This is a genomic window from Amycolatopsis sp. cg5, assembly GCF_041346955.1.
In the GTDB taxonomy this organism is placed as follows: Bacteria; Actinomycetota; Actinomycetes; order Mycobacteriales; family Pseudonocardiaceae; genus Amycolatopsis.
This window is the reverse complement of record NZ_CP166849.1, coordinates 5,925,756-5,948,328: the sequence shown is the minus strand read 5'-3', so window position 1 is coordinate 5,948,328 and position 22,573 is coordinate 5,925,756. Positions and strand designations below refer to the sequence as shown.

Sequence of the window (22,573 nt, the reverse complement as noted above, 5' to 3'; positions counted from 1 at the left end):
TGGTCGACATGTCCTCCTACAGCCACTGAACTAAGTAGAGACCACAACAACCCCCGGGGGTGCACGTGCTGCGACGCGCTTGCATGACTTGCCCCGGGGTGGCTGTCCCTGGTGGTGCCCACTGCGAACGCTGCGGGGGTGGCCATCGCCGTGCCGCTGGTGACCGCGTCCGGCAGGCAGTGCGACGAGCGATCAACCGCACAGGCAGGGCAAGGTGCCACGCCTGCGGCCATACGTTCCCCTCTCGGGCCGTGCAGGTTGACCACGTCCGACCACTGCGTGACGGCGGACGGGACGAGCCCGGCAATATCCAGGTGCTTTGTACCGCGTGCCATAGGGACAAGACAGAGGACGAGAACAGGCGAAGGATCTTCAGGCCACAGAGCTAGGGCACGCCCGGACCCTCTGACCTGCGGTTTCTAAAACCCTGAAACCAAAAAAGTCTGAAACTCTGCGGCGCTGGGGGGGAAGGTGGGGCGGAAGTCGGGGCGCTCCCGGCGGCCAGAACACCCCGGCCCCTTTCTGGACACGCCCTGAGTGCGAGTCCGATTTTTGACCAGCGCTAACCGCCCGTGAGCCCGCGTTTTGCCTGCTCACAGGCAGGTTCAGCGCGCCTGAAAACGGGGCGAAAACCCCTCTATAACGCGCCTTAATCCCGCTGGAACAGGGGAAAAGGCGGCCATTTCTGGCCCGTCACGGGTCGAGCGCGCTTCTCGGGCTGTCCCTTGTCGCATCGCTCCCCGTGACGGGCCTCCCCATGCCATGACGAACGGAGGTGACCACGGATGACCCTGTACCACCAGGACGAGACGCTCACGCTCCACCAGGGCGACGCAGCGGACGTGCTCGCCACGCTCGACGACGGCACGGTGAACGCGGTCGTGACCAGCCCGCCGTACTTTGGCCTGCGCGACTACGGCACCGCCGGACAGCTCGGCCACGAGCCCACCGTGACGGCCTACGTCGAGCGGCTCGTCTCCGTGTTCGCCGAAGTCCGGCGGGTGCTCGCCGACGACGGCCTTGTGTGGCTGAACCTGGGCGACGCCTACACCGCGAAGTCCGGTCCCCTGCGGGCCGGAGCGACCGGGACGCGGCCCAAGAACCTGATCGGCCTTCCGTGGAAGGTGGCGTTCGCGCTTCAGGCGGACGGTTGGTTTCTGCGGAACGCCATCGTGTGGTCCAAGCCCAACGCCATGCCGGAGAGCGTGCAGGACCGGTTCTCGAACCGGTACGAATCCGTCTTCATGCTGGCCAAGTCCAGCCGCTACGCGTTCAACCTGGACGCGGTCCGCGAGCCGTACACGGGCGACCGGTCACCGTCGCGTCGAGCCCGCAAGGCCGGGCCGAAGAAAGCGAACAGCGTCACGTCCGTGTGGCCGCCGCCGGGCCATGAGGACCGGGGCCACAACCCCGGCGACGTCTGGTCCTTGCCGACACAGCCGTACAAGGGCGCGCACCTCGCGCCGATGCCGCTTCGGCTCGCTGAACGGTGCGTTGCCGCGAGCGTCCGACCGTGCGCTTGTGGTGCACACCCCACGCCGGCCGCGGTGACCTCCTGTGGTGCACACGCCACGATCCTTGACCCTTTCTGCGGGTCAGGGACGTCTTTGGTCGCCGCGCGCAACGCTGGACACCGTGCCATCGGGGTCGACCTGAACCCCGAGTATCTCGCCCTTGCGCTCGAACGGTGCCGTAACGGCAAGTAAGAAGCCACCGCCCCGAGGCGGGTTGAGCCCGGCCGCGTCCCTCTCTCCGTGGCCTTGGTGCTCCCTGCTTTGGGGCGGTTCCCCACCCTCGCGCCCGCCGGGCGCTTGTCCCCTTCAGCCGGAATGACCCCGGGACGGACTTACACGCCGGTCCGCGTAGCGGTCACCGGCCGCCCCCGAAACGGAGGATGACCTTTGCGACCCGGCCCCGTGTCGGCAACCGACCGTGCGCTTGCCGGGGCGCTCGTCATCGTGGTGACGCTCTCGAATGTCCAGCCGATCCACACCCGGCACTCGGCCGTCCCGGCGGTCCAGCTCGCGCCCGGCGAACCGGTGCGCCCGCTCCCGTCGATACCGGCCCCGCCGATCCCGGAGACCACCGGGGCGGGCCCCGCGCCCAAGCCGCCGCCGAAAGACGACGTGATCGCTTGCGGCCCTGCCCCGGGTGATGCGCTTGACCGATGGATCGGCCAAGCATCTGACGCGCTTGTGTTCGTCGGCGAAGCGCCGATTACCGACCGGGCCGCGCTGCGGCTGATCATCACGGCCGAGTCGTCCGGTGATCCTTGCGTGGTGAACACGTGGGACGCCAACGCGAAGCGCGGCACCCCGTCCATCGGGCTCGTGCAAACCATCCGGCCGACGTTCGACCGGTGGGCGTTGCCCGGGTACGGGAACATCCGGCACCCGGTAGACAACATCATCGCGGGAGTCCGGTACGCCCGTGGCCGCTACGGCTCCGAAAGCAACGTGCCCGGGGTACGCGGCAAGCGCACCGGTTCCGGCTACAGCGGGTACTAAAGCTCTGCGTCCCGGTGGTCATTCACGCCGAGAAACTGAAGACCGCGCATGGTCACCTCAACCCGGTGGCCGCCTTCGGACTGGGCATCGGCAACGGACACCAGGTCGTTGTAGTACAGCGTCCGGAACGCGTCTGCCCGTTCGCCGTCCATCTCTTCGTCTGACACGAACCACTGTCCGCCCGATCGGACAACACTCTGGTCACGGGTGGCACGCAACGCGGCCAACTCTGTTGTGGTCAGCTCGTTGTCATCGGCGATCTCGGCCGTCACGGGTGGCTCGTACTCGGCCAACGGTTTGATTTCCATGGCAACGAGGATGGCACCCGCGCACGCTGTTATGGCTCGCAGTGCGCGGCTTCACCCGATCGGGCGTTCCGTCTGCGTGAGCTTCTGGATTGCGCGGAGCATGGCCCGTGCTGCGTTCAGGTCAGCGAGCCCGTCCGCGTTCCATGTGTTGTCTGCCGCGCACGTCGCGAAGTATCCGGCGTCCCACTTCAGCACGTCCAGTTCGTCGTCGGTCAGTCCGGCGACGTGGCATGAGCCGTCCGCCCGTGCGGGCGTGTCGAAGATCTTGCGGTACGCGCTCAACCGGTCCGGGTCATAGTCCTTAGGGTTGTGGGCCGGGTCGTCGTCGCTACCGTCGTGTTCAAGCGCTATGGCCGCGTCGGACCCCTCGAACCACTCATGCAGGCGGGCAGGGACACGCAGGCGTGGAGTTGCTGGCATAGCAACATTCTACCAGTGCCACCGGGCGCGTCGATCATGATTCCCTTGTCAAATAAGGGAAGTAGTGTCAAATGCGCGCACGCTTGGGGTGCGCACCACAAGAGGTCACCGCGGCCGGCCTGGGGTCGGCTTGGGGTGCACACCACAACATCGGGACGGGAGGCTTCGGCATGTCGCACGCGAAGCGGCCGGAAGACCGATCCGGAAACCCCCGCACCGCAGCAGGAAACCCGGCCGCGCCTGTTGTCCACTCCGGACGTTCGCCCCGCGTGCCGCTCAAGCTCGGCGACGTCGGGCGCGAAGTGTGGCGTGCGGTGTGGGCCGCCGGGGACGGCGCGTACCACCCGGCAACCGATCGGTTTGTGATCGAGAGGTATTGCGAGCTTCACGACCGGCGGGCCGCGTTGCTGCGCGAAGTGGAGATAGACGGGCTCACAACCGTGGGCAGTACCGGACAGACCGTGATTCACCCGGCCTTGCGGTACGTCGAGTCCACAGAGAAGGAAATGCGCGCCATAGAAACAACTCTCGGGCTCAACCTGGAAGCCCGCCTCCGTCTGGGCATCGCGGCGAACGCTGCGCGCCGGACGACTTTGGAAGACATCTTGGGTGGCCCTGACGACGACTAGGAGGCGAAACCGTTGTCCCCCAAAACAGAGGGACGACGCGTACGCCGATTCGTCCAACACCTGACCCTTGGCGGCTCGTATCTCGGGCAGCCATTCCGCTTGCTGCAATGGCAACGCGACGACATTGACGAGATCTACACACTCAACCGGGACGGTCGCCGCAAGCACCGCACGGCCGTTCTCGGCATCGCGCGCAAGAACGGCAAGACGCAACTTGCCGCAGCGCTCGCGCTGTACCACCTGTGCGCGGACACCCGCGACGCAGCGCCGGAAGTGATCTGCGCGGCCAACACCCGCGACCAGGCAAGGCTTTTGTTCGCCGAAGCGTCGCGCATGGTGCGCATGTCTCCGCTGCTGTCCGAGATCTGCACCGTGCAACGTGATCAGATCATCTGCCACGCTACCGGCGGGCGCTTCAAGGCGGTGTCGGCGGACGCGGGTCTTCAGCAGGGGTTGAACCCGTCCTTCATCGTGATGGACGAGTACGCGCAGGCGAAGAACTCCGACTTGTTCGACGCGCTCACTCTTGGCTCTGCACAACGAAACGAACCGCTGTTCCTGGTGATCTCGACGGCGGGGCCGTTGCCTGATGGTCCGTTCGCGGACATGGTCGAGCACGGCCGCCGCGTGATCTCCGGCGAAGAGGACGACCCGTCGTTCTGGTCCCGCTGGTATGGAGTCCAGCCCGGCGAGACCGTGGATCACCGCGACCCGGCCGTGTGGCTCCGCTGTAACCCGTCGTGGGAAATCATGAACCACGAGGACTTCGACGCGAGCTGTAAGCGGACGCCGGAAGCCAACTTCCGCATGTACAGGCTCAATCAGTTCGTGCGCGGCGGCTCGACGTGGCTTCCTCACGGAGCATGGGAAGCACTCGCGCGGCCGGACAAACGGCTTGAGCCCCGAGACGAAATCGTGGCTTTCGTTGACGCGGCATGGAAAGGCGACAGTACCGGCATTGTCGGTGTACGCCTGCACGATCTGCACGCGGAAGTGCTGGGGCACTGGGAAGCTCCGCCCGATGACCCGCACTGGCGTACCCCGCTCGCGGAGGTCAAGCAACGCATCCGGGATATCTGCTCGACGTACCGCGTGGCCGAAGTCCCGGGCGACCCGTACCGGTGGGAAGTCGCCATGCAAGAGCTAGCCGAAGAGGGCTTGCCCGTGGTCGAGTTCCCTACGAACAGCCTTGCGCGCATGGTGCCCGCGACACAGGGCGCTTACGAAGTGATCGTAGAGGGCCGGATGACGCACTCCGGCGACCCGGCGCTAGCCCGGCACCTGTCTAACGCGGTGGTCCGGGAAGACACCCGGGGTCCGCGCCTGAACAAGGAATCTGCGGGCAGTAAACGAAAAATCGACTTGGCCGTGTGCCTGATCGGCGCGCTTCACCGTGCGCAGCTTTTCCGTGAGGAACGGCGCACGCATGACGGGTTCCTGGTGGACGCCAAGCCGTGGGACGACTTCGACGACGACGTGTGGTGAAAGGGGGCCGCTGTGCTCATAGCTGTCAAGACCCGCAAGCGCGCGGTCTCCAAGACCAAGACCCGCGCGCAGAAAACCGGCGCGTGGCTTCAGAAAACGTGGAAGGCGAGCCCGGCGGAGATCCTCGCGACCGGCGGAGCTTCGGCCGTCACGACCGGGGTAGCGCAGATCTACGGCCCCGCAGGGTGGATCACGGGCGGGCTGTTCGCGCTCGCGGGCGCGGTGTGCGTGGCGAAGTCGAAGGGGGCGTAGCACGTGGGTTTCCTTGGCTTCATTGAGAAACGCTCCGCCCCGGTCACGGTCGACAAGGCCACGACCACGGGCGAGCTGTTCGGCACCGACGCCCCGGCCGACGAGCCGTTGACGCGAGAGACCGCGCTCAAGGTGAGTGCGGTCTTCGCCTGCGTGCGGCTGCTCACCGACGCGATAGCGACGCTCCCCGTGGACGCGTACCGCCGTATCGGTGGCCGTCGCCGGGTGATGCCCGCGCCGGACTGGCTGATCAAACCGAACCCAGACGTTGGCCGGATTGCGTTCTTCGGGCAGATCATGACGTCGCTTCTGTTGGAGGGCAACGCCTACATTCTCGTGTCCCGCGTCGGCGGCCGAGTGGTCGCGCTCGACGTGATCCCGGCAAGCATGGTCGAGCCGCGCTACGTCGCGACCCGCTCCGGCCGGAAACGGCTGGTGTATCAACTCTCCGTCGCAGGCGAAGACGAACCGGCCGATGTGGTCGGCGCCCTTGACCCCAAGGACGTCATTCACCTGCAAGGGCTCCCGCTCGCCGGAGAGCTGCGCGGGGTCTCCCCGCTCACGGCCGCGTCCCTCACGATCGGCTCGGCGTTGTCCGCGCTGGAGTACGGCGCTGATTTCTTCTCAGACGGCGCGCTTCCCGGCGCGGTCGTCAACGTGCCCGGCCCGATGACCCCAGACGGTCTCAAGGCTGCCCGGCAGACGTGGCGGAACATCCACCGTGGACGGGGAAACCGTCACGGCTTGGCGATCCTCACCGAGGGTGCGACGTTCCAGAAAGTCACGATCTCCCCGGACGAAGCACAGTTCTTGGAGACGAGACAGTTCCAGGTTCCGGACGTGGCAAGGCTTTTCGGCGTTCCGCCGCACCTGATCGCGGACGCGACCAACTCCACGAGCTGGGGTAGCGGTCTGTCTGAACAGAACACGAGCTTTGCGCAGTACTCCACGCGGCCATGGGTCGAGCGAATCGAAGAGGCCCTAACCGCGTTGCTCGTCGCCGACACGGGCGACAAGCGCGCGTTCGTGCGGCTGAACATCGATGCGATTCAGCGCGGTTCGCTGCGAGACCGCATGGACACCTACCGCGTGGGGCTCGCGTCCGGGATCTACACCCGCAACGAAGTTCGGGCGCTCGAAGACCTTCCGCCGGACACCGAGTACGGCGATTTCTTCCAACTCCCCCTCAACCTCGCGTTGCTCACCCCGGACGGGCCTTTGTCGCTCTCCGGCGGGAAGACCGCGAGCGAACCGGCCGACGAGCCGGAGCAGCCTGCCCCCGACGAGACCGGGGACGACCCCGCCGACCAGGCGGACGACAACGGCGACGACACCGCCGAGAACACCAAGGAGCCCTAGACCCGTTGAGCACCGAGCGGCGCGACTACGCGCGCCCGGTCGAGCTGCGGTCTGAAGGCGAGAACATCACCATTCGCGGCTACGCCTACGTCTTCGGCGCGCTGTCCCACGACCTCGGCGGGTTCCGGGAACGCATCGAACGCGGAGCAGGCCGGGAATCGCTGGAGCGTAGAGAACTTCTCGCGACGTTCAACCACAACGCGAACGCTCCCCTTGCGCGAACCGGCGCAGGGCTGCGCACGGGTGAAGACGACACAGGCGGCTGGTACGAGATCGACCTACCCGACACCAGCACCGCCCGTGACGTCGCCGAACTGATCCGGCGCGGAGTCGTCGCCGGTAGCTCTTTCACGTTCTCCCTTCAAGACCCCGGTTCTGACCAGGAATGGACAGACACCCCCGACGGCGACGTCATCCGCACCCTTCGCCGTATCGACGTCGTCGAGCTGGGACCGGTGACGAACCCGGCCTACCCCGACACCACCGCAGCGCTGCGCGCGCTCGACGAAGCCCGCAGCGCACAGCAAGCCCACACGCGACCCGCGACGGCCGCACCCACCGCACCGAAGGGGAACACCACCACCTTGCCGACCACCGAACTTGCCGAGACCGCCGAAGAGCGCGCCCGCGCAGAGCACGCCCTCACCGCCGCTGCGGCCGACCGCGCGGCCGACACCGAAGCCCGCGTTCTCGCGGCGCTGGACAAGCTCGACGAGCGTTTCGCCGCGCTGGTCGACGCGCAGCGCACCGAAGAGGCACGCGCGCTTGCGCTGGAGCTGCTCACGCATGGCGCTCCGCAGGCCGAGAACGCCACCGCCGAGCGAGTCAGCGACAATGCCACCCTGCGCAGCCTCGCGCCGGGTGAGGCCGCCGAGTTCCGCGCGGTCATGGGCGTGACCGTGGACGCCGCGAACAAGCAGACCGGCAAGGCCGTGCCGACCGAGACGCTCTACACGCAGCTCATCGAGATCATCGCCGAACGGTCCAACGTGGTCCGGGGAGGCGCGCGCTCGATCACCACCACCTCGGGCGAGAAGCTGACCTTCCCGCGCGTGAGCCCGGTGCGACCGACCACGAAGACCGCCGAAGGCGCGGCCCTGCCGGAGAACTACCCGCAGACCGACACCGTGAGCAACACCCCGGAAAAGTACGGCTACCTCAGCCACCTGAGCTATGAGCTCGTCCAGGACGACGCCGTGGACCTGGTGGGCTTCCTGGCGGCCGACGCCGGGCCGAACTTGGCCGACCAGATGGGCCGGGACTTTCTCGCGGCACTGCTCGCCGGGATCGTCATCAAGGAAACCCCGACGAAGCTGACCAAGGAAGCCGATGCGGCGGACTGGGTCATTGACCTGTTCTTCGACCTGCCGACCGCGTCCGCCGAGCGGGCCTCGTGGATCATGGGCCGCAAGGCCATTTCCCGGCTTCGCAAGCTCAAGGACAACAACGGCCAGTACCTCATGCGCTCGATCTCGGAAGGCTCGTCGCTGACCCTGATGGGCCGCCCGGTCCTGCGTGACGCGGGCTTCGACAACGACAACACCAAGGTTGTCCTGAGCGACTTGAGCGGCTTCGTGACCCGCTTCGCCGGGCCGCTGCGCGTCGCCCGCTCGACGGAAGCGCGTTTCGCGGAAGACCTGGTCAGCTTCAAGTTCGTTCAGCGGGCCGCCGGGACGCTCACCGACGCGTCCGGTACCGCGCTGCTGACCCTGCCCGCTCCGGCTGCTGCCTGACCCATTCCCGCCTTTGCCATGCCCCGGCCGCTTGTGGTGCACACCCCACGTGAGCACTCGAGCCGGCCGCGGGCATGGCTTGGGGTGCACACCACAAGAAGGGGGTGCATGACCTGGCCACCAACGACCAGTACGCGACCCTGCCGGAGCTGCGGCGGCTGGACGGGCTCGCCGACACAGACGTGTTCACCGACGCCGACCTGTCCGAGGCCCTCGCCTACGCGGTGGAGACCGTCGAGGGGTACACGGGGCAGTCATGGCCGCAGCGCCCGCCTACGGCCATCCGGTGGGCAGTGCGGACCATCGCCCGACAGTGGGCCGTAGACCTGCACTCGCGGATGCCGGACCGCGCGCTGAGCATCACCAGCGAGTTCGGTCAGGTGTCCCTTGCCCAAGCCGGGGGCGACTGGCGGCCCACGAGCCTGCCGGAGGTGAACGCCGTATTGAACCGGCACCGTGTCCGGCCACCGTGGGGCTGAGCGCCGTGTACGTCATCCTGGCCGCCAAGGTCGCGCTGTTCGAGGCGCTCAAGGCCCGGTTCACCGGGACCGGGGTTCAAGTCGCCTACGCCGAACCGGCCGACGCGCGCAACAAGGCCGTGTGGTTCACCGACACCGTAGAACCCGAGATCGAGCCCGTGGCCATGGCCGTGGGCCGCCGCAAGCCATCCAACATCTCGGCGGAGCTGACCGTCCGGGCCTGGGCCACCGTGCCCGGCGACCCGATCAAGGCGGAGACCGCCGCGTACGAGCTGCGCGCCGAGATCGAACGCGCCGTGCTCGACGACTTCGACCCGCTCCGCGTCTCGGGGCTCATGGACGTCCGCCCGACCCGAGTTGCCGTGACCAACGGCGAGAACGGCAACGGCGCAACCGCCATCGCGGACGTAACCCTGTCCCTGCGGGCGCGCATGTACACATAGGAGGGTGCCCGAGTGGCGCTAGATGCATCAATCGCCCTGGGGCCGGAAACGGCCTACGGCACCACCGCAACCGCGCTGGACGGTTACGAAGGCAAGGGCGACAGCTGGAAGACCACGCGCGAATTCATGGAAAGCGTCGGCTTCCGGACCGGTCTTCAGACAGCGCGAGCGGACCGCCGCCGGATCGTGGACATGGGCGGCGAAGGCGAGATCGAGTGCGACGTACTCGACGCCGGGGCCGCAACCCTGCTCACGTCCGCGTTCGACCGACGCGACACGAAGACGGTCGGCAAGACCAGTGTTCACACGTTCACGTCGGCGAGCACAGGAAACGGAAAAAGCTTCACCGCCGAAATGGTGCGCCCCAAGACATCCGGCGGAGTAGTCGCCTTCCGGCACGTCGGGTGTGTAGCGACCACGGTCGAGTTTTCCCAAGAGGTCGGCAACCCGCTTTCGGTGAAGGTCGGCTTCGACTTCCAGACCGTCACACACGGCGCGGCCCCACAAGCTCCGACCTACCCGGCCGCTGCATTCCCGTATGACTGGACGGCCGGGCTCGTCGAACTTAAGCGTCCCGGTGCGTCCGCGTACACCGCGCTCGACGTGACCAAGTGGAGCATCTCGGCCGAGTCCGGCCTGAAGACCGACCGCCGTTTCGTTCGACAGAACCCGCTCAAGAAGATTCCCGCCCGTGCGGCCGTGCCGACCTACGAAGGCTCGATCGAAGCGGAATTCGACGACGCAACCCTTGCGCTGTACGAAGACTTCATCGCGGGCGCGGTCCTGTCCGCCCGGATCACCTACACGGGTGCGACGAAGGCCAGTGACGGCAAGCCCTCCGCGTTCTCGATCGAGGCCCCGGCAATCCAGTTCACAGGCGACTCACCCGAAGCGTCCATCGATGAACTGACCACGATGGAACTTCCGTTCCGGATTCTCGACCCGGGCACCACGGACGCGCTGAAAGTCATCTACACCGAACCCACCCCCGTCGCGCCCGCCGGGTAGCCGTCTTGGGGTGCACACCACAGCTGGTCACCGCGGCCGGCGTGGGGTGCACACCACAAGGAGAGTCCACAGTGGCCCGAGACTTCGAGGTCAAAGTAGAGGGCCTCAAAGAACTACGCACGGCCATCCGCCGCGCCAAGGACGACGACCTCCGCAAGGAACTTGCGCAGGCACACAAGGACACCGCCGACGTTGTGGCCCGCCCGGCGAGCGCTGCGGCCCCGCACCGCTCCGGCCGACTGGCACGCACCGTGAAGCCGTCCGCAAGCGTCAAGGGGGCCATCGTCCGCGCGGGCCGGGGCAAGAGCGTTCCCTACGCCGGACCCATCCACTTCGGATGGCGCAAGCGGCACATCCGCGCGAACCCGTTCCTCTTCCGCACCGCCGGGAAGAAACGCGACGAGTACACCGAGGTCTTCCGGGACCGGATCACCCGGCTTGTCCGTCGCGCACTCGGTTCCTAGACAGGAGAATCCTTGTCCGACTACATCTCGATTGATATCGACGAGCTGACCATTTCCGAGATTGAGACCGTCGAAGAGATCATCGATGCGTCCATCGAGTCCGTGGCCAAACCCGGTTCCCGCAAGGGTAAGTTCCTTCGCGCCTTGGCGTTCGTCGTCAAGCGCCGCGAAGATCCGGCCTTCACGATCGAACAGGCCGGAGACCTGAAGATCCGAGTGGAGACCCCGGCGAAGCCGGACCCTACCGAACCCGCCGCGCAGTAACCAAGGCGCGGCTTGTGTCCCACTTCGGGATCACGTGGACCGATTTGCAGGCGCTACGACTCGACGAGTTCAACGCGCTGGTGTCCGCCATGGACAAAGACCTCAAAGACCGCAACCGCCGGGGAGGCGGAGACGCACCGGGAACCCGCCGTACCCCGGTCATGACGTAAAGGGGGCCGCGTGGCAAAACCCATCAAGGTCACGATCCTGGGCGATGTCTCCGACCTCACCAAGAAACTTGGCGACGGCGACAAAGCCGTTTCTGGGTTCGGTGTCTCGCTGGGAAACGTGGCGTCCGGTGTCGCCGGGGTTGCCGCCAAGTTCGCGGTCGTCTCCGGCGCGGTCGCCGGTATCGGTAACGCCATCTCAGACGCGCTGTCGCAAGAGCCGCTATCCGACAAGCTCAATGCTCAACTCGGCGCGACCGCAGCGCAGGCGAAGACATACGGGGCCACCGCAGGTTCGTTGTACGCCAAGGGATACGGCGAATCCATGGCCGATATCAACGAAGCCATTCGCGGTGTGGTCCTCAATATCGACGGACTACGCGACGCATCACAGGCTGACCTTGAGCGCATCGGGGCCAAGGCGAGTAACACGGCGGCCATCTTCGATCAGGAGCTAGGCGGGGTGACCCGCGCCGTTGGGCAACTTCTGCGGACCGGGCTCGTGGCGAGCGCAGACGAAGCGTTCGATGTCATCACCGCCGGTTTTCAGAACGGCGTAGACAAGTCCGGCGACTTTCTCGACACGATCAACGAGTACTCGACGTTCTTCCGCGAACTGGGCATCGACGCCACGACGGCCACAGGGCTTATCTCCCAAGGTCTTCGCGGCGGAGCACGTGACGCGGACAAGGTCGCCGACGCCATGAAAGAGCTTGTAATCCGAACTAAGGAAAGTACAAAGGGGACAGCTGAAGGGTTTAAAGCACTTGGCTTGAACGCGCAGGAAATGGCGCAGCACTTCGCCGCCGGAGGGGCCGAGTCAGCCGCAGCATTCGACCTCACCCTAGAACGACTTCGAGCCATGCCGGACCCGGTTGCCAAGGCCGCCGCAGCGACGAACCTTCTTGGTACACAGTCGGAGGATCTTCAGAAGGCGCTCTTCGCGCTCGACCCGAAGACGGCCGCCGCGAGTCTGGGCGTGATCGCGGGTGCGGCCGACAAAGCTGGCACAGCGTTTCACGACAACGCCCAATCGAAGCTTGAAGCGTTCGGCCGGACACTGACCACGGGCTTGGTTTCGGTGATCTCGACGTACGTCCTCCCGATCGTGGAGAAGCTCGCCGGGTTTCTCACAACTGTGTTCGGTCCGGCGGTCTCCGTTGTCGCCGAAATTGTGCGCGACACGATCATTCCAGCGCTGGGCTCGCTCGTCGCCTGGGTGACACAGAACCGAGACTGGCTCTCGGTCGTGGCCGCTGTCATTGGGGCCGTCTTCCTGCCCGCACTCGTCGCAATGGCTGTGCAAGCCACAGTCACCGCCGCGCAGGTAACCGCTGCCTGGATCACGTCCAAGGTGGAGGCACTGGCATCGCTGGCAGTCCAATCCGTGACGCTCGTGCAACTCGCGGCGCTGTGGGTCGGTCTCGGTGTGCAAAGTGTTCTCCAGTCGGCGAAGGTCGCCGGAGCATGGGTCTTGTCGAAGATCGAGGCGCTCGCCTCCCTTGCGGTTCAGGCAGCCACATTCGCCTCACTCGGCGCAGCTTGGGTGCTCATCGGCATTCAGTCGGTCGCAGGCGGGGCACAGGTAGCGGGTGCCTGGATTCTGTCCAAAGTGGAAGCTCTCGCGTCCCTCGCTGCGCAAGTGCCCGCGTTCGCCGTGCTCACCGCCGGGTGGATCGCACTCGGGGTGGAGAGCCTCATCCGGGGCGCGCAGATGGCCGCCGCATGGGTCATGGCTATGGGCCCGATCGGCTGGATTATCGCGGCGGTCGTCGCTCTGGTCGCGCTGATCATCGCAAATTGGGACGAGATCAAAAAGTGGACCGTCGAAAAGTGGAATGCGATTGTCGGCGCCGTCAAGGATGCGTGGCGGCCGATCGGAGAATTCTTCGATTCGATCGGAAGCACTATCAAGAACGCGATTTCTGGTGCGATCGATTGGGTTGTCAAGAAAGTTGCTGACGGCATCAAATGGATTCAGGATCGCGTCAACGACGTCAAGGCCTTCGTTTCGAGTCTGAACCCTTTCCGTGCGATGGGTGGTCCGATTTCGACGTCGGGAGTTTACACCGTTGGTGAGCGAGGGCCTGAGCAAGTTCTCTTGCCGAAGGGAGCGCAAGTAATTCCCAACCATTCGACGGCAGGCATAGGCGGAAGCGGCGCGACCGTGAATGTGTACGCGCAGACCAACGCCGACCCGTACGCGATTGGGCGTGAAGTCGCGTGGGCCATGCGAACCGGTGGGAGGTGAGCCCGGATGCAGCTTGATCCCGAGTTGTTCGCCGCTGCCCGCCGGGCCGCCGCCGACGTGCCCGCCGAGTGGATGATCGAGTACCGAGGACTGGTCATCGGCGCTCCCGACTCCGCGCTGTCCCTGGCGGCCGTGGACGGCCTGTTGGACATCCCGGGCATGCGGACGTCCGACCGGGCCGCGTTGAGCCGTCACGGTGACGTGAGTGGCACGGACTACCTCGGTGCGCGCACGGTCTCGCTCACGATCGAGGTCTACGGGCGGGACGCGGCCGAGTTCTCCGCAGCGCTGGATGCGGTGACGGCCGCCTTCGCGCCCGCAGCTCCGGACGCGCCCCTGGTGTTCCGGTTCCCCGGTATCGCCGGGGGCGGGGTCCGGTTCGTGTCGGCACGGGTCCGCAAGCGCGGCATCCCGGTGAACGTCGAATATTCGAACTATCTGGCCATGGTCACCGTCGAGCTGTACTGCGCAAGCCCGCTGATCGTCGACCCGATCCTGTTGGACGCCGGGACACCGCTGGCCGACCCGAACGCGGCCGGGGGCGGCATCAAGCCGCCGTTCCGGTTTCCGCTGAAGTTCGGGCCGCCGCGCAATGTCGCCGGGGTCGTTCGCGTGCTCAACGCCGGGACAGCCGTGAGCTATCCGAAGTTCATTATTCGTGGCCCGGTCGTTGATCCGCAGATCATCAATCTGCGCACCGGTCAGTCATTGACTTTTCGCTACACGCTTCTGCGGGGCGAGTGGCTCGACATCGACACCTACACCCACGAAGTCCTCCTTAACGGCACCGCGCCCCGCTTCCTCACGCCCGGCCCCGGGAATGTCTGGCTCACGTGCGCCCCCGGCCTGACCGAGTTCGGTTTCCGGGGATTCCGAGTCGATTCCGGTCCTGCGGGCGACGGCGCCGAGCTGGTGTGCGAATGGACTTCGAGCTGGGTGTGACCCCGACAGGGAGGACACCACCGTATGGCGCTTTCCAAGCAAATGGACTCGCCCCCGCTGTTCTGTGACAACACCGAATACCCGGCCGGGCTCGTCCGGCGGCTACTGGGCCAGATGACCGGCGGAACGGTCGGCATCTTCACCGCGACCGACTTTCAAGTCACGCTCACCGGTTCCGATGTCTCGATCGCACCCGGCCGGGCCGCTATCCCCTCCCCGGCAACGGAATCGGGTGTGTACTTGGTCGAGGCGAACTCCGCGACGCTGCTCACGCTCGACCCGGCCGACGCGACCCGGGACCGGGTGGACCGGCTGGTTGCGTACCCGATTCCCCCGGCCACGGCCGCCGACACGGGCAAGTGGCTGCTGGAGATCCGCAAAGGCACCCCGGCGGCGACGCCGCAACCGCCGTCCACATCGAACACGTACTTCGTGTGGGAGTTCACGGTTCCGGCCGCGTCGAAGGGCACCAACCCGTCCGGCTTCGACAAGCGGCTGACCGGCGGACAGCAAGTCATCTCCGGCCCGACGATCAGCGGCCTTGAACGCCCGGCGGTCGGCCGCCTGGGACAGCTCTGGATTGACGCGGCGAACGCCCAAATCTGGGTATTCACCGGCACGGCATGGGTTCGCGTGAGTGACCCGACGTTGCCGCGTGGCGTCATCGCAGAAGTCAAGCGCTCGACCACCGACACCGTGAACGGTGAAGTCATCCTCGAACGGATCACCGCATCGCTGTCCGTGGGCCGCAAGTACAAGATCACATGGTCCACCAACGTCTTCGCGGACGGACTCGGTCCGCCGAACGGAACAGGCAACATCCGCCTAGCCACTGGCACTTCCGTCACCACGGCAAGCCCGGCGATCAAGTCCGCGGACATCCTCAAGGAGAACACCACGGCGCAGGTGTTCGAGGTCATGACCACGTTCACCGTGAGCACGAACGGCACGTACTCGCTCGGAACTTCCCCTACCGCCAACGGAAACCCGTCCATGACGTTTCCCGGCGGTGGCGGGCGCGTGTTCTTGTTGGAAGACATCGGGGTCGCGTGAGCGCGACGTACCGAGTCCTCTTCCGCGATGTCCTGTCCGGTGTGATCCACGGTGAGCTTCCCGCCGAGAAGTTCGGCTACACCAACACTTTGAACGCTCCCGGCTCCGCCGCTATCACAATCGGACTCAACCCGACCGTGGCCCGGGTAAACACGCAGACCGTAGTGACCGGAGGAGCCACAGCCGTCTACATTGAACGGTCCGGCCGCATCGTGTGGTCAGGTCTGGTTTGGGATGCGTCGGCGGACTTCGCAGCCGGGACGCTCGACATTCAGTGCGAAGGCTGGCTTTCGTACTTCCGCGAAAGGCACTACCACGCAACCACCCGTTTCGCTCAAGCCGACCAAGCCGACATCGCGCGGGCACTGCTCCAGCACGCGGGCAACTACGGCAACGGCTCTCGACTCGGGATGATCGAGTACGGCACCGAGAAGACCGGTGTCCGTCGCGATAGGACATACAAGGAGTCAGAGCACAAGTCCATCGGGGAAGCCGTCGAGCAACTCGGTGCCGTGATCAACGGCTTTGACCACTCCTTCGACACCGCTTGGCGAGACGCCGACCTGGTGACGACTTTCCGCGTCCACTACCCGGCCGTGGGCCGCTTCCGCGCCCTCACGCTGGAACAGGGCCGCAACTGTGACATCCCGGCCGCAACTGTCGGCGGCAAGTCCGTGGTCACGCACGCGTTCGCTCTCGGTTCCGGCGACGGGGCCGATCAGGTGTGGGCGTCGGCCGGAAGCCCTTCACCGATCTTCCCGCGCCTGGAAGCCGTCGAGTCCTTTTCGGACATTAAGGAGTACGACACGCTCAAGGCCAAAGCTGAAGCCCGCGTCCGGCTCGGCGCGGCACCCGTGGTGTTGCCGTCCATCTCGCTCTACCCGGACACGTCACCAGGACTTGACGACTTCGACCTTGGCGACGCGCTCACCGTGACCGGCGGGTCAGGGCTCGTTCCGATCTCCGGAATGTGGCGCATCACTGAGCTTTCCGTGTCCGTCAACGAGTCCGGCGCAGAAGAAATCACGTTGACCGCAGCTCCCCGCGAAGTGTTCGGAGGTGACGACACCAGTGGCTAACCCGACCTTGCCGCCGTCTCTCGCGGCCGAGTTCCGGGGCCTGGACGACCGAGTGAGCGCGCTGGAGCGCGGAGAGCGCAGCGTGACCTACCGCGACAGGCTGACCACCAGTGACGGCGGATTCGCGCGTGACATGCGCGTGCGCGACGGACGCCAGACCATCTACGCCTGCGGCATGGTCAACCCGAAGTACCCCGTGTTGGTCGCACGGTTCATGGTGCAGGCGTTCGGAACTTCCGCATGCAAGTTCAGCTTCGAGGCCTCTCTCAGGGGTGTTACAACGTCCACGCGCACATTCACGTTGCGTGGCAACAGCAACCCGGACTCGTACAACGTCCAAGTCTTCGAAATCGCTTGGTTACACGGAATGCCGCTCGACGAATGGCAAGACACCGAAGCCGTCTCAGCGTTGCGTAAGTGCCTCGTGCGCTACTGGGCGGAGGCCACTGCCAACCAGGCCGTTTACGCGCGGCCTGCCAGTATTCACACCGACGCCACCGCCAACGGGTTCACCGTTGGACAGGCGAACGTTTTGCAGGCGTGGGTCCAGCCCGCCGAGAACACCTATGCCGTGGCGTTCCATGAGCCCGAGTACATGTTTCTCGCCCCGCTGACGACCTACCCGACCGCAACAGCGGAAGGCACCCTTCTTCAGGGGCAACCAGCGAGTGCAGGCGTGACGAGCGCCCGCCACGCACTAGAAGGTGCCCCGTCCGTTTCGACGCCTTCGGTGTTCCCTGACGAATACGGCGCGTGGCCCCTGCCACCCCGGAACTTCGGCTACTGACGTGCCGACCGGCTTGTGGTGCACACCCCACGCCGGCCGCGGCCGACCCCTGTGGTGCACACCCCAACCCACACCGCAGAAGACATGGAACTTTTCCCTACAGCAAAGGACTTCTTTTGGCAGTCTCACAGAATGGTTGGCCGGTCAACCCTCCGCGCAGCTCGCGCACCGTGCCCGGTACCGGTGTCCGGGTGACCGTCGCAGACGGCCCGGCGGGCGATGTGCTCATGTACGTACTGGGCGAGTTCGACAAGCGCGTGGAGGATCTCGACGCGGACGCGGATGACTGGGGCTACGCCAACCGCCCGATTGTCGGTGGGACCGCGACCAGCAACCATGCGAGCGCCACGGCCGTAGACGCCAATGCCACCCGGCATCCGCTCGCGGCACGCGGCACCTTCAGCGGCGCGCAGGTCGCCGAGATCCACCGCATTCTGTCCGAAGTGGACAACGTGGTCCGGTGGGGCGGCGACTACACCGGCCGCAAGGACGAAATGCACTTCGAGATCAACGCGCCGTACTCGCGCGTGGCTGCGGTCGCTGCCCGGCTGAACGGCGGCACCCCGTCCCCTCCTTCCCCCGGCCCCGGCGGACACGCCACCGTCAGGCGCGGTAGCACCGGGGCCGACGTCGCTTTGGTTCAGCGGTACCTCGGTCTCACGGCGGACGGCGTTTTCGGAGCTGACACCGAAGCGGCCGTCAAGCGCTACCAGTCCGCACAGGGTCTCAGCGTTGACGGCATCGTCGGCGCGGCGACCTGGGGACGGATCAACGACGGTCTTAGCGGCGATGATCCTGGCAACGGTGGGGATGATCCTTCGCCTGAGGAACCGGCGACGACCCTCAAGCGCGGTTCCACGGGTCCGGCGGTCACAGCCCTTCAGAGTCGGCTCAACGCGTGGTTCCCCGCGTACTCGCATCTCAAGGCGGACGGCGTCTACGGCGCGGCCACAGAGAGTGTGGTCCGGGAGTTTCAGGGACGAGCCGGGCTCGCGGCGGACGGTATCGCGGGTCCGCGCACGCTCGCGGCCTTGAGCCTCTGAGACGACCGGAGCGGGTCGGCGGAAGTCGTCGGCCCGCCTATGTCCTCTTTTGCCCCCGATTCGCCACTGAACACAGTGGAGGGAACAACCACAGAGGGGAGGTCTGCTCATGACGCGCCGAAGCGTCGGCATCGTCGGGCGCAAGCGGTCCGGCAAGGACACGATCGGCGGGACCCTGGTCCGGGACTTCGGCTACACCCGGTTGGCGTTCGCCGACCCGCTCAAGTCCTTGGCGTACTCGGCCGGGCCGCTCGTGCAGTCAGGCGAGCCGCTCGCGGCCGTGGTTGACCGGTACGGCTGGGAAGCCGCCAAGGACCGATACCCGGAGATCCGCCGGTTTCTGCAAGAGCTCGGCGTGGGTGTCCGGGACACGCTCGGACCGGACGCGTGGATCAAGAACCTGACCGACCGCGTCCGGCTCGTTCACGGCCCGGTAGTGGTCCCGGACGTCCGCTTCCTGAACGAGGCGGACGAGCTGCGGGCACGGGGCTTCGTGATCCTGCGGGTTACCCGCCCCGGCCTGGTCGACACCGACCGCCACGTGTCCGAAACCGAGTCCGACGCCATCCGCGCGGACCTGACCGTCCGCAACGACGACACCCCGGACGCGCTCGCCGACCACATCCACCAACTCGTCAAGGAGTACGTCCTTTGATCAGCTACATCCGCAAGTACCCCGCGTTCGCGCTGACGCTCCTGTCGGCCCTGGTCGGTCTGGCCCTGCACTTCGTGCCCGGCTTGCCGGACAGTGCGCTTCTCGACGTGGCCGCCGCTGCGGTCTCGCTCATCGCGGGCGTGGAGATTCACCGCCGCGTCATCCCCGTTCCGGCCGATCAGCGCGGCCTTGCCGCACGGGAATACGACTTCGGCGACGTCGAGGACATCACCGACGCGCCGGAGGCCGACACCACGAGCTGACCAGCCGATTCGCTGTCCACAGGCAGGGCGCACCTGTCCCCAACCTGTGGACAGCGACCCGGCCCGGGTTGTGGTGCACACCCCACACGAGCACTCGAGCCGGCCGCGGGCCTCTGTTGTGGTGTGCACCACAAGTAGGTGCGTTACCATGGTAACGCACCTTAAGTTGGTCACAACGCACCGACGAGAGGGGACGCGGACATGACGAACACCGGCTCGCAGATCATCAAGGCCATTGAGGCCGCATGGCGCTCGATCCAGAAGCGCCACCCCGAGGTGCCCGACGTCGTGGCGATCACCGGAACGGGTATCGAGACCAAGAACAAGGTGACCCTTGCGCACTTCTGGGCGCGTCGCTGGCAGGAGCGGGGCGATGACGCCGACATGATGAAGATGATCAGCCGCAAGGCCGAGCTGTTCGTCTCCGGCGAACTGCTCGGTATGGACGGTGTGAAGATCATGGAAGCCCTTCTTCACGAAGCCGCGCACGGGCTCAACCATGCACGCAAGGTCAAGGGCACCACGTCTAACGGCTACCACAACATGGTCTTTGTGGCCGCCGCGAACGAACTGGGCCTGATCTGGCCGGAAGGCAAGCAGAAACACAGCACGATCGGGTTCTCTCACTGCGAGATCACCGAGAAGGCCACGAAGACGTACGGCCGCACCATTGCCGCACTGGAGTCCGCGCGCCTGCACTACCTCACCAGTCTTGTCGACCTGCAAGCGGGACAGGCCGACGAGAACGACGAGGAAGGGGAGGAGGCCCCGACGGGTGGGCCCGGGTCCCGGGGTGGCACTCGGCGCGGCAAGCGCATCTACGTCATCTGCGAGTGCGACGAGCCCGACCCGTTCCCGATCACCCCTGGTCGCCTGGACCGTGCCCCGATTCTGTGTGGTGACTGCGGCGAACCGTTCAGGGCTCGCGACGGAGAATAAGCGTGCCCGAGGTGCGTTACCATGGTCACGGGGCGAGTCTGGCTGTTCGGGCTTGCCCCGTGAAAGGGTGGACAGTATGAGTGAGCACTCGGCGGACTACACGACCACGCAGGCGGCCCTACTGGAGTCCGGCGCTGAGCTTGTGAAGGTCGCAGTCCTGCGTGATTCGCTGGACGCCAAGAAGGACCTTGCCCGGTTGCTGGTCAACCTGCGAGAGACGTTCCAGGATGACCAGGGACGGCCGGACTACGCGGCGAAGTCCTACGCGTACCGTGCCGCCGTAGTCGCGCTGTATGACGACGCGGGAGTGTCCCGAGAGGACACCCGACGCCTGCAAGGGGCGGTCCGCCAACAGGTCGGCATCGAGCTGCGGAAGCGCCTGCCCGCCGACACGCTCACCGCCTACGGTCTGAGCACGCAGGACCGCAACGCCCCGCGCCGGAAGGGAGCGGCGTCCGCCGTCGCCGACACCGAAACCTTCCTGGTCCGCGTGCGCACGATCCTTGAGCAAGCCGAAGGTCTCACCATCCCGGCCGGACTCGACACCGACACAGCCGCCGCCGCACGTGACGCACTGAGCCGGATTGTCACAGCCTGTGAACACGTCCGCGCCGGACTCGGCGAGTAGGGTACAGGTCTCCCGAACCCCGTTTCCCTTGTGGGACACGGGGTTTCGTCGTCTTTGAAAACTTTTTTGCCAAATCATGTCCCCCTGCGGGCCGTTTTCGCCACCGAACAGATTAGAGAGCGAGAACGCGAACGAGGGGGAACACGTGTGAGCGCAGTAAAAACCATCAAGCGCGGCGGATCGCGCTTCTATGTCCACCCGGAGACCCGCGAGAAGGTGCCGGGCGTGACATCCGTCCTTTCTATGCTGCCCAAGCCTTTCTTGACCTATTGGGCCGCGAAGGTCACCGCCGAGTCAGCTGTGTCCAACATCGGTCCCGTGGTCGGTCTCGCGATGAACGACCCGACCGGGGCCGTGGATTACCTCAAGCGTGCGCACCGCCGGACGACGAGCGAGGCCGCCGACGTCGGGACGGAAGTGCATGCGCTGTATGAGAAGTTGGCGCGCGGCGACAAGGTGGGCCGACAACATCCCGACCTTGAGCCGTACGTGCGGTGGATCGGTGAGTTCCACGACAAGTACCAGCCGCGCTACCGGTTCATTGAGGACGCGGTCTGGTCGGACGCGCACAAGTACGCCGGTTCCTTCGATGCCATCTGTGACATCGAAGGCGAAACCGTGATGCTCGACGCGAAGAGCACGCGGTCCGGAGTGCACGAAGAGGTTGCCTTGCAGCTCTCCGCGTATTCCTACGCCGACCGCATCGTGACGCAGTCCGGCGAACACGCCGAGGTCCCGGAGATCCACGCGGGCGCGGTCCTTCACCTGCGGCCCGAAGGCTGGAAGCTCGTTCCGGCCCGTGTAGACGCGACAGTCTTTGACTACTTCCTGACGCTGCGGAAGGTCTTCGACTGGGTCACCACCGAATCGTCCACCGTCATCGGCGCACCGCTGTTCGAGTCCGTGGCTTCGACCGGCTCCGAACGTCGCGCAACCACCAAGTAGAGGGGAAACCGTTTCATGGCAACGCACAAGGTCACGTACGAAACCACCGACAAGCCCGACACGGCCAAGCTGCCCAAGGGTGCCACGGTCGAGACCATCTCGCCATTCCCGGCGCTGGTCACCGCGCACCGCCGAACCCTCCGCGTCAACCGCGTGGGGGACAACGACACGAACGCGGCAACGGTGAAGATCACCGCCGAGAACGGCGAGTGTAAGGGGCTTCCGCTCACCGAAGCCGAAGCCCGCGAGATCGGCGAAGCCCTCATCAAGGCCGCCGACTTGGCCGCGAGCGAGCGCGTAGCGCGGGAGAAGGCCGCCGCTGCCAAGGCATTGCAGGACAAGCGCGCGGCGGACGCCCGACGGCTTGCGGAGTACCTGCGGCCGTCGCTGTATCGCGACCCGTACCCGCGCCTGGTGGACCCGTTCCGCTTCTGACTGAGAGAGGGGCAAAGCCCCTGTGGACCACTGGG

The 22,573-nt window shown here is 66.1% G+C and carries 28 protein-coding genes; 26 read left to right on the top strand and 2 right to left on the bottom strand.

What is annotated here, in order from left to right; genetic code table 11:
• Nucleotides 1-83: 83 nt before the first annotated feature.
• The 3 genes from AB5J62_RS26375 (at nucleotide 84) to AB5J62_RS26365 (ending at nucleotide 2,507) form a co-directional block, all read left to right on the top strand.
• Nucleotides 84-389, top strand: a complete 306-nt coding sequence (locus AB5J62_RS26375) for an HNH endonuclease (RefSeq protein ID WP_370950346.1) — start codon at nucleotides 84-86, stop codon at nucleotides 387-389.
• Between the two features lie 396 nt (nucleotides 390-785).
• Nucleotides 786-1,706 (top strand): site-specific DNA-methyltransferase, encoded by a 921-nt coding sequence (locus AB5J62_RS26370; protein WP_370942614.1) that lies wholly within the window; start codon nucleotides 786-788, stop codon nucleotides 1,704-1,706.
• A 210-nt stretch (nucleotides 1,707-1,916) separates the two neighbouring features.
• Nucleotides 1,917-2,507 (top strand): transglycosylase SLT domain-containing protein, encoded by a 591-nt coding sequence (locus AB5J62_RS26365; RefSeq protein WP_370942613.1) that lies wholly within the window; start codon nucleotides 1,917-1,919, stop codon nucleotides 2,505-2,507.
• Here AB5J62_RS26365 and AB5J62_RS26360 read toward each other — a convergent pair.
• Complete coding sequence (locus AB5J62_RS26360; protein ID WP_370942612.1) at nucleotides 2,504-2,815, bottom strand: hypothetical protein; 312 nt, start codon at nucleotides 2,813-2,815, stop codon at nucleotides 2,504-2,506. The two genes, AB5J62_RS26365 and AB5J62_RS26360, sit on opposite strands and share 4 nt — an antisense overlap.
• Nucleotides 2,816-2,866: 51 nt before the next feature.
• Nucleotides 2,867-3,235, bottom strand: coding sequence for a hypothetical protein (locus AB5J62_RS26355; protein ID WP_370942611.1), 369 nt, complete (start codon nucleotides 3,233-3,235; stop codon nucleotides 2,867-2,869).
• 269 nt (nucleotides 3,236-3,504) lie between these two features.
• On the opposite strand from AB5J62_RS26355, the gene AB5J62_RS26350 reads away from it, so the two are divergent.
• The 23 genes from AB5J62_RS26350 (at nucleotide 3,505) to AB5J62_RS26240 (ending at nucleotide 22,538) form a co-directional block, all read left to right on the top strand.
• Entirely contained in the window at nucleotides 3,505-3,864 is a 360-nt protein-coding gene (locus tag AB5J62_RS26350; RefSeq protein ID WP_370942610.1) for a phage terminase small subunit P27 family, read from the top strand.
• Between the two features lie 99 nt (nucleotides 3,865-3,963).
• Nucleotides 3,964-5,349: a terminase large subunit domain-containing protein gene (locus AB5J62_RS26345; RefSeq protein WP_370942609.1), complete on the top strand. Its 1,386-nt coding sequence runs from the start codon at nucleotides 3,964-3,966 to the stop codon at nucleotides 5,347-5,349.
• Between the two features lie 12 nt (nucleotides 5,350-5,361).
• Nucleotides 5,362-5,601, top strand: a complete 240-nt coding sequence (locus AB5J62_RS26340) for a hypothetical protein (protein WP_370942608.1) — start codon at nucleotides 5,362-5,364, stop codon at nucleotides 5,599-5,601.
• Between the two features lie 3 nt (nucleotides 5,602-5,604).
• Nucleotides 5,605-6,960 carry a phage portal protein gene (locus AB5J62_RS26335; protein ID WP_370942607.1) on the top strand — a complete coding sequence of 452 codons (1,356 nt, stop codon included), beginning with the start codon at nucleotides 5,605-5,607 and terminating at the stop codon, nucleotides 6,958-6,960.
• A 5-nt stretch (nucleotides 6,961-6,965) separates the two neighbouring features.
• Nucleotides 6,966-8,693, top strand: coding sequence for a phage major capsid protein (locus tag AB5J62_RS26330; protein WP_370942606.1), 1,728 nt, complete (start codon nucleotides 6,966-6,968; stop codon nucleotides 8,691-8,693).
• Nucleotides 8,694-8,797: 104 nt separating this feature from the next.
• Nucleotides 8,798-9,172, top strand: coding sequence for a hypothetical protein (locus AB5J62_RS26325; protein ID WP_370942605.1), 375 nt, complete (start codon nucleotides 8,798-8,800; stop codon nucleotides 9,170-9,172).
• Nucleotides 9,173-9,177: 5 nt separating this feature from the next.
• Entirely contained in the window at nucleotides 9,178-9,615 is a 438-nt protein-coding gene (locus AB5J62_RS26320; RefSeq protein ID WP_370942604.1) for a hypothetical protein, read from the top strand.
• Nucleotides 9,616-9,627: 12 nt separating this feature from the next.
• Nucleotides 9,628-10,623, top strand: coding sequence for a phage tail tube protein (locus AB5J62_RS26315; RefSeq protein ID WP_370942603.1), 996 nt, complete (start codon nucleotides 9,628-9,630; stop codon nucleotides 10,621-10,623).
• Nucleotides 10,624-10,694: 71 nt separating this feature from the next.
• On the top strand, nucleotides 10,695-11,087 hold the full coding sequence (locus tag AB5J62_RS26310) for a hypothetical protein (RefSeq protein ID WP_370942602.1): 393 nt from the start codon (nucleotides 10,695-10,697) through the stop codon (nucleotides 11,085-11,087).
• A 12-nt stretch (nucleotides 11,088-11,099) separates the two neighbouring features.
• Nucleotides 11,100-11,351, top strand: a complete 252-nt coding sequence (locus AB5J62_RS26305; protein ID WP_370942601.1) for a hypothetical protein — start codon at nucleotides 11,100-11,102, stop codon at nucleotides 11,349-11,351.
• Between the two features lie 14 nt (nucleotides 11,352-11,365).
• Entirely contained in the window at nucleotides 11,366-11,521 is a 156-nt protein-coding gene (locus AB5J62_RS26300) for a hypothetical protein (protein ID WP_370942600.1), read from the top strand.
• A gap of 10 nt (nucleotides 11,522-11,531) precedes the next feature.
• The gene (locus AB5J62_RS26295) at nucleotides 11,532-13,769 is read left to right on the top strand and encodes a phage tail tape measure protein (protein ID WP_370942599.1); all 2,238 of its coding nucleotides are present in this window, start codon (nucleotides 11,532-11,534) and stop codon (nucleotides 13,767-13,769) included.
• Nucleotides 13,770-13,775: 6 nt separating this feature from the next.
• Nucleotides 13,776-14,711: a hypothetical protein gene (locus tag AB5J62_RS26290; protein ID WP_370942598.1), complete on the top strand. Its 936-nt coding sequence runs from the start codon at nucleotides 13,776-13,778 to the stop codon at nucleotides 14,709-14,711.
• Nucleotides 14,712-14,735: 24 nt separating this feature from the next.
• Nucleotides 14,736-15,764, top strand: coding sequence for a hypothetical protein (locus AB5J62_RS26285; RefSeq protein ID WP_370942597.1), 1,029 nt, complete (start codon nucleotides 14,736-14,738; stop codon nucleotides 15,762-15,764).
• Nucleotides 15,761-16,843 carry a hypothetical protein gene (locus AB5J62_RS26280; RefSeq protein ID WP_370942596.1) on the top strand — a complete coding sequence of 361 codons (1,083 nt, stop codon included), beginning with the start codon at nucleotides 15,761-15,763 and terminating at the stop codon, nucleotides 16,841-16,843. Before AB5J62_RS26285 ends, AB5J62_RS26280 begins: the two co-directional genes overlap by 4 nt.
• A complete protein-coding gene (locus AB5J62_RS26275) occupies nucleotides 16,836-17,630 on the top strand; it encodes a hypothetical protein (protein ID WP_370942595.1) in 795 nt (264 codons plus the stop codon). Before AB5J62_RS26280 ends, AB5J62_RS26275 begins: the two co-directional genes overlap by 8 nt.
• A gap of 191 nt (nucleotides 17,631-17,821) precedes the next feature.
• A complete protein-coding gene (locus AB5J62_RS26270; RefSeq protein WP_370942594.1) occupies nucleotides 17,822-18,673 on the top strand; it encodes a peptidoglycan-binding protein in 852 nt (283 codons plus the stop codon).
• Between the two features lie 109 nt (nucleotides 18,674-18,782).
• Nucleotides 18,783-19,328 carry a hypothetical protein gene (locus tag AB5J62_RS26265; RefSeq protein ID WP_370942593.1) on the top strand — a complete coding sequence of 182 codons (546 nt, stop codon included), beginning with the start codon at nucleotides 18,783-18,785 and terminating at the stop codon, nucleotides 19,326-19,328.
• Complete coding sequence (locus tag AB5J62_RS26260; protein WP_370942592.1) at nucleotides 19,325-19,591, top strand: hypothetical protein; 267 nt, start codon at nucleotides 19,325-19,327, stop codon at nucleotides 19,589-19,591. Before AB5J62_RS26265 ends, AB5J62_RS26260 begins: the two co-directional genes overlap by 4 nt.
• Before the next feature lie 201 nt (nucleotides 19,592-19,792).
• Entirely contained in the window at nucleotides 19,793-20,530 is a 738-nt protein-coding gene (locus AB5J62_RS26255) for a hypothetical protein (protein WP_370942591.1), read from the top strand.
• 76 nt (nucleotides 20,531-20,606) lie between these two features.
• Nucleotides 20,607-21,158, top strand: a complete 552-nt coding sequence (locus AB5J62_RS26250; RefSeq protein WP_370942590.1) for a hypothetical protein — start codon at nucleotides 20,607-20,609, stop codon at nucleotides 21,156-21,158.
• 147 nt (nucleotides 21,159-21,305) lie between these two features.
• Nucleotides 21,306-22,103 (top strand): hypothetical protein, encoded by a 798-nt coding sequence (locus AB5J62_RS26245; RefSeq protein WP_370942589.1) that lies wholly within the window; start codon nucleotides 21,306-21,308, stop codon nucleotides 22,101-22,103.
• A 15-nt stretch (nucleotides 22,104-22,118) separates the two neighbouring features.
• Nucleotides 22,119-22,538 carry a hypothetical protein gene (locus AB5J62_RS26240; protein ID WP_370942588.1) on the top strand — a complete coding sequence of 140 codons (420 nt, stop codon included), beginning with the start codon at nucleotides 22,119-22,121 and terminating at the stop codon, nucleotides 22,536-22,538.
• Nucleotides 22,539-22,573: the final 35 nt, after the last annotated feature.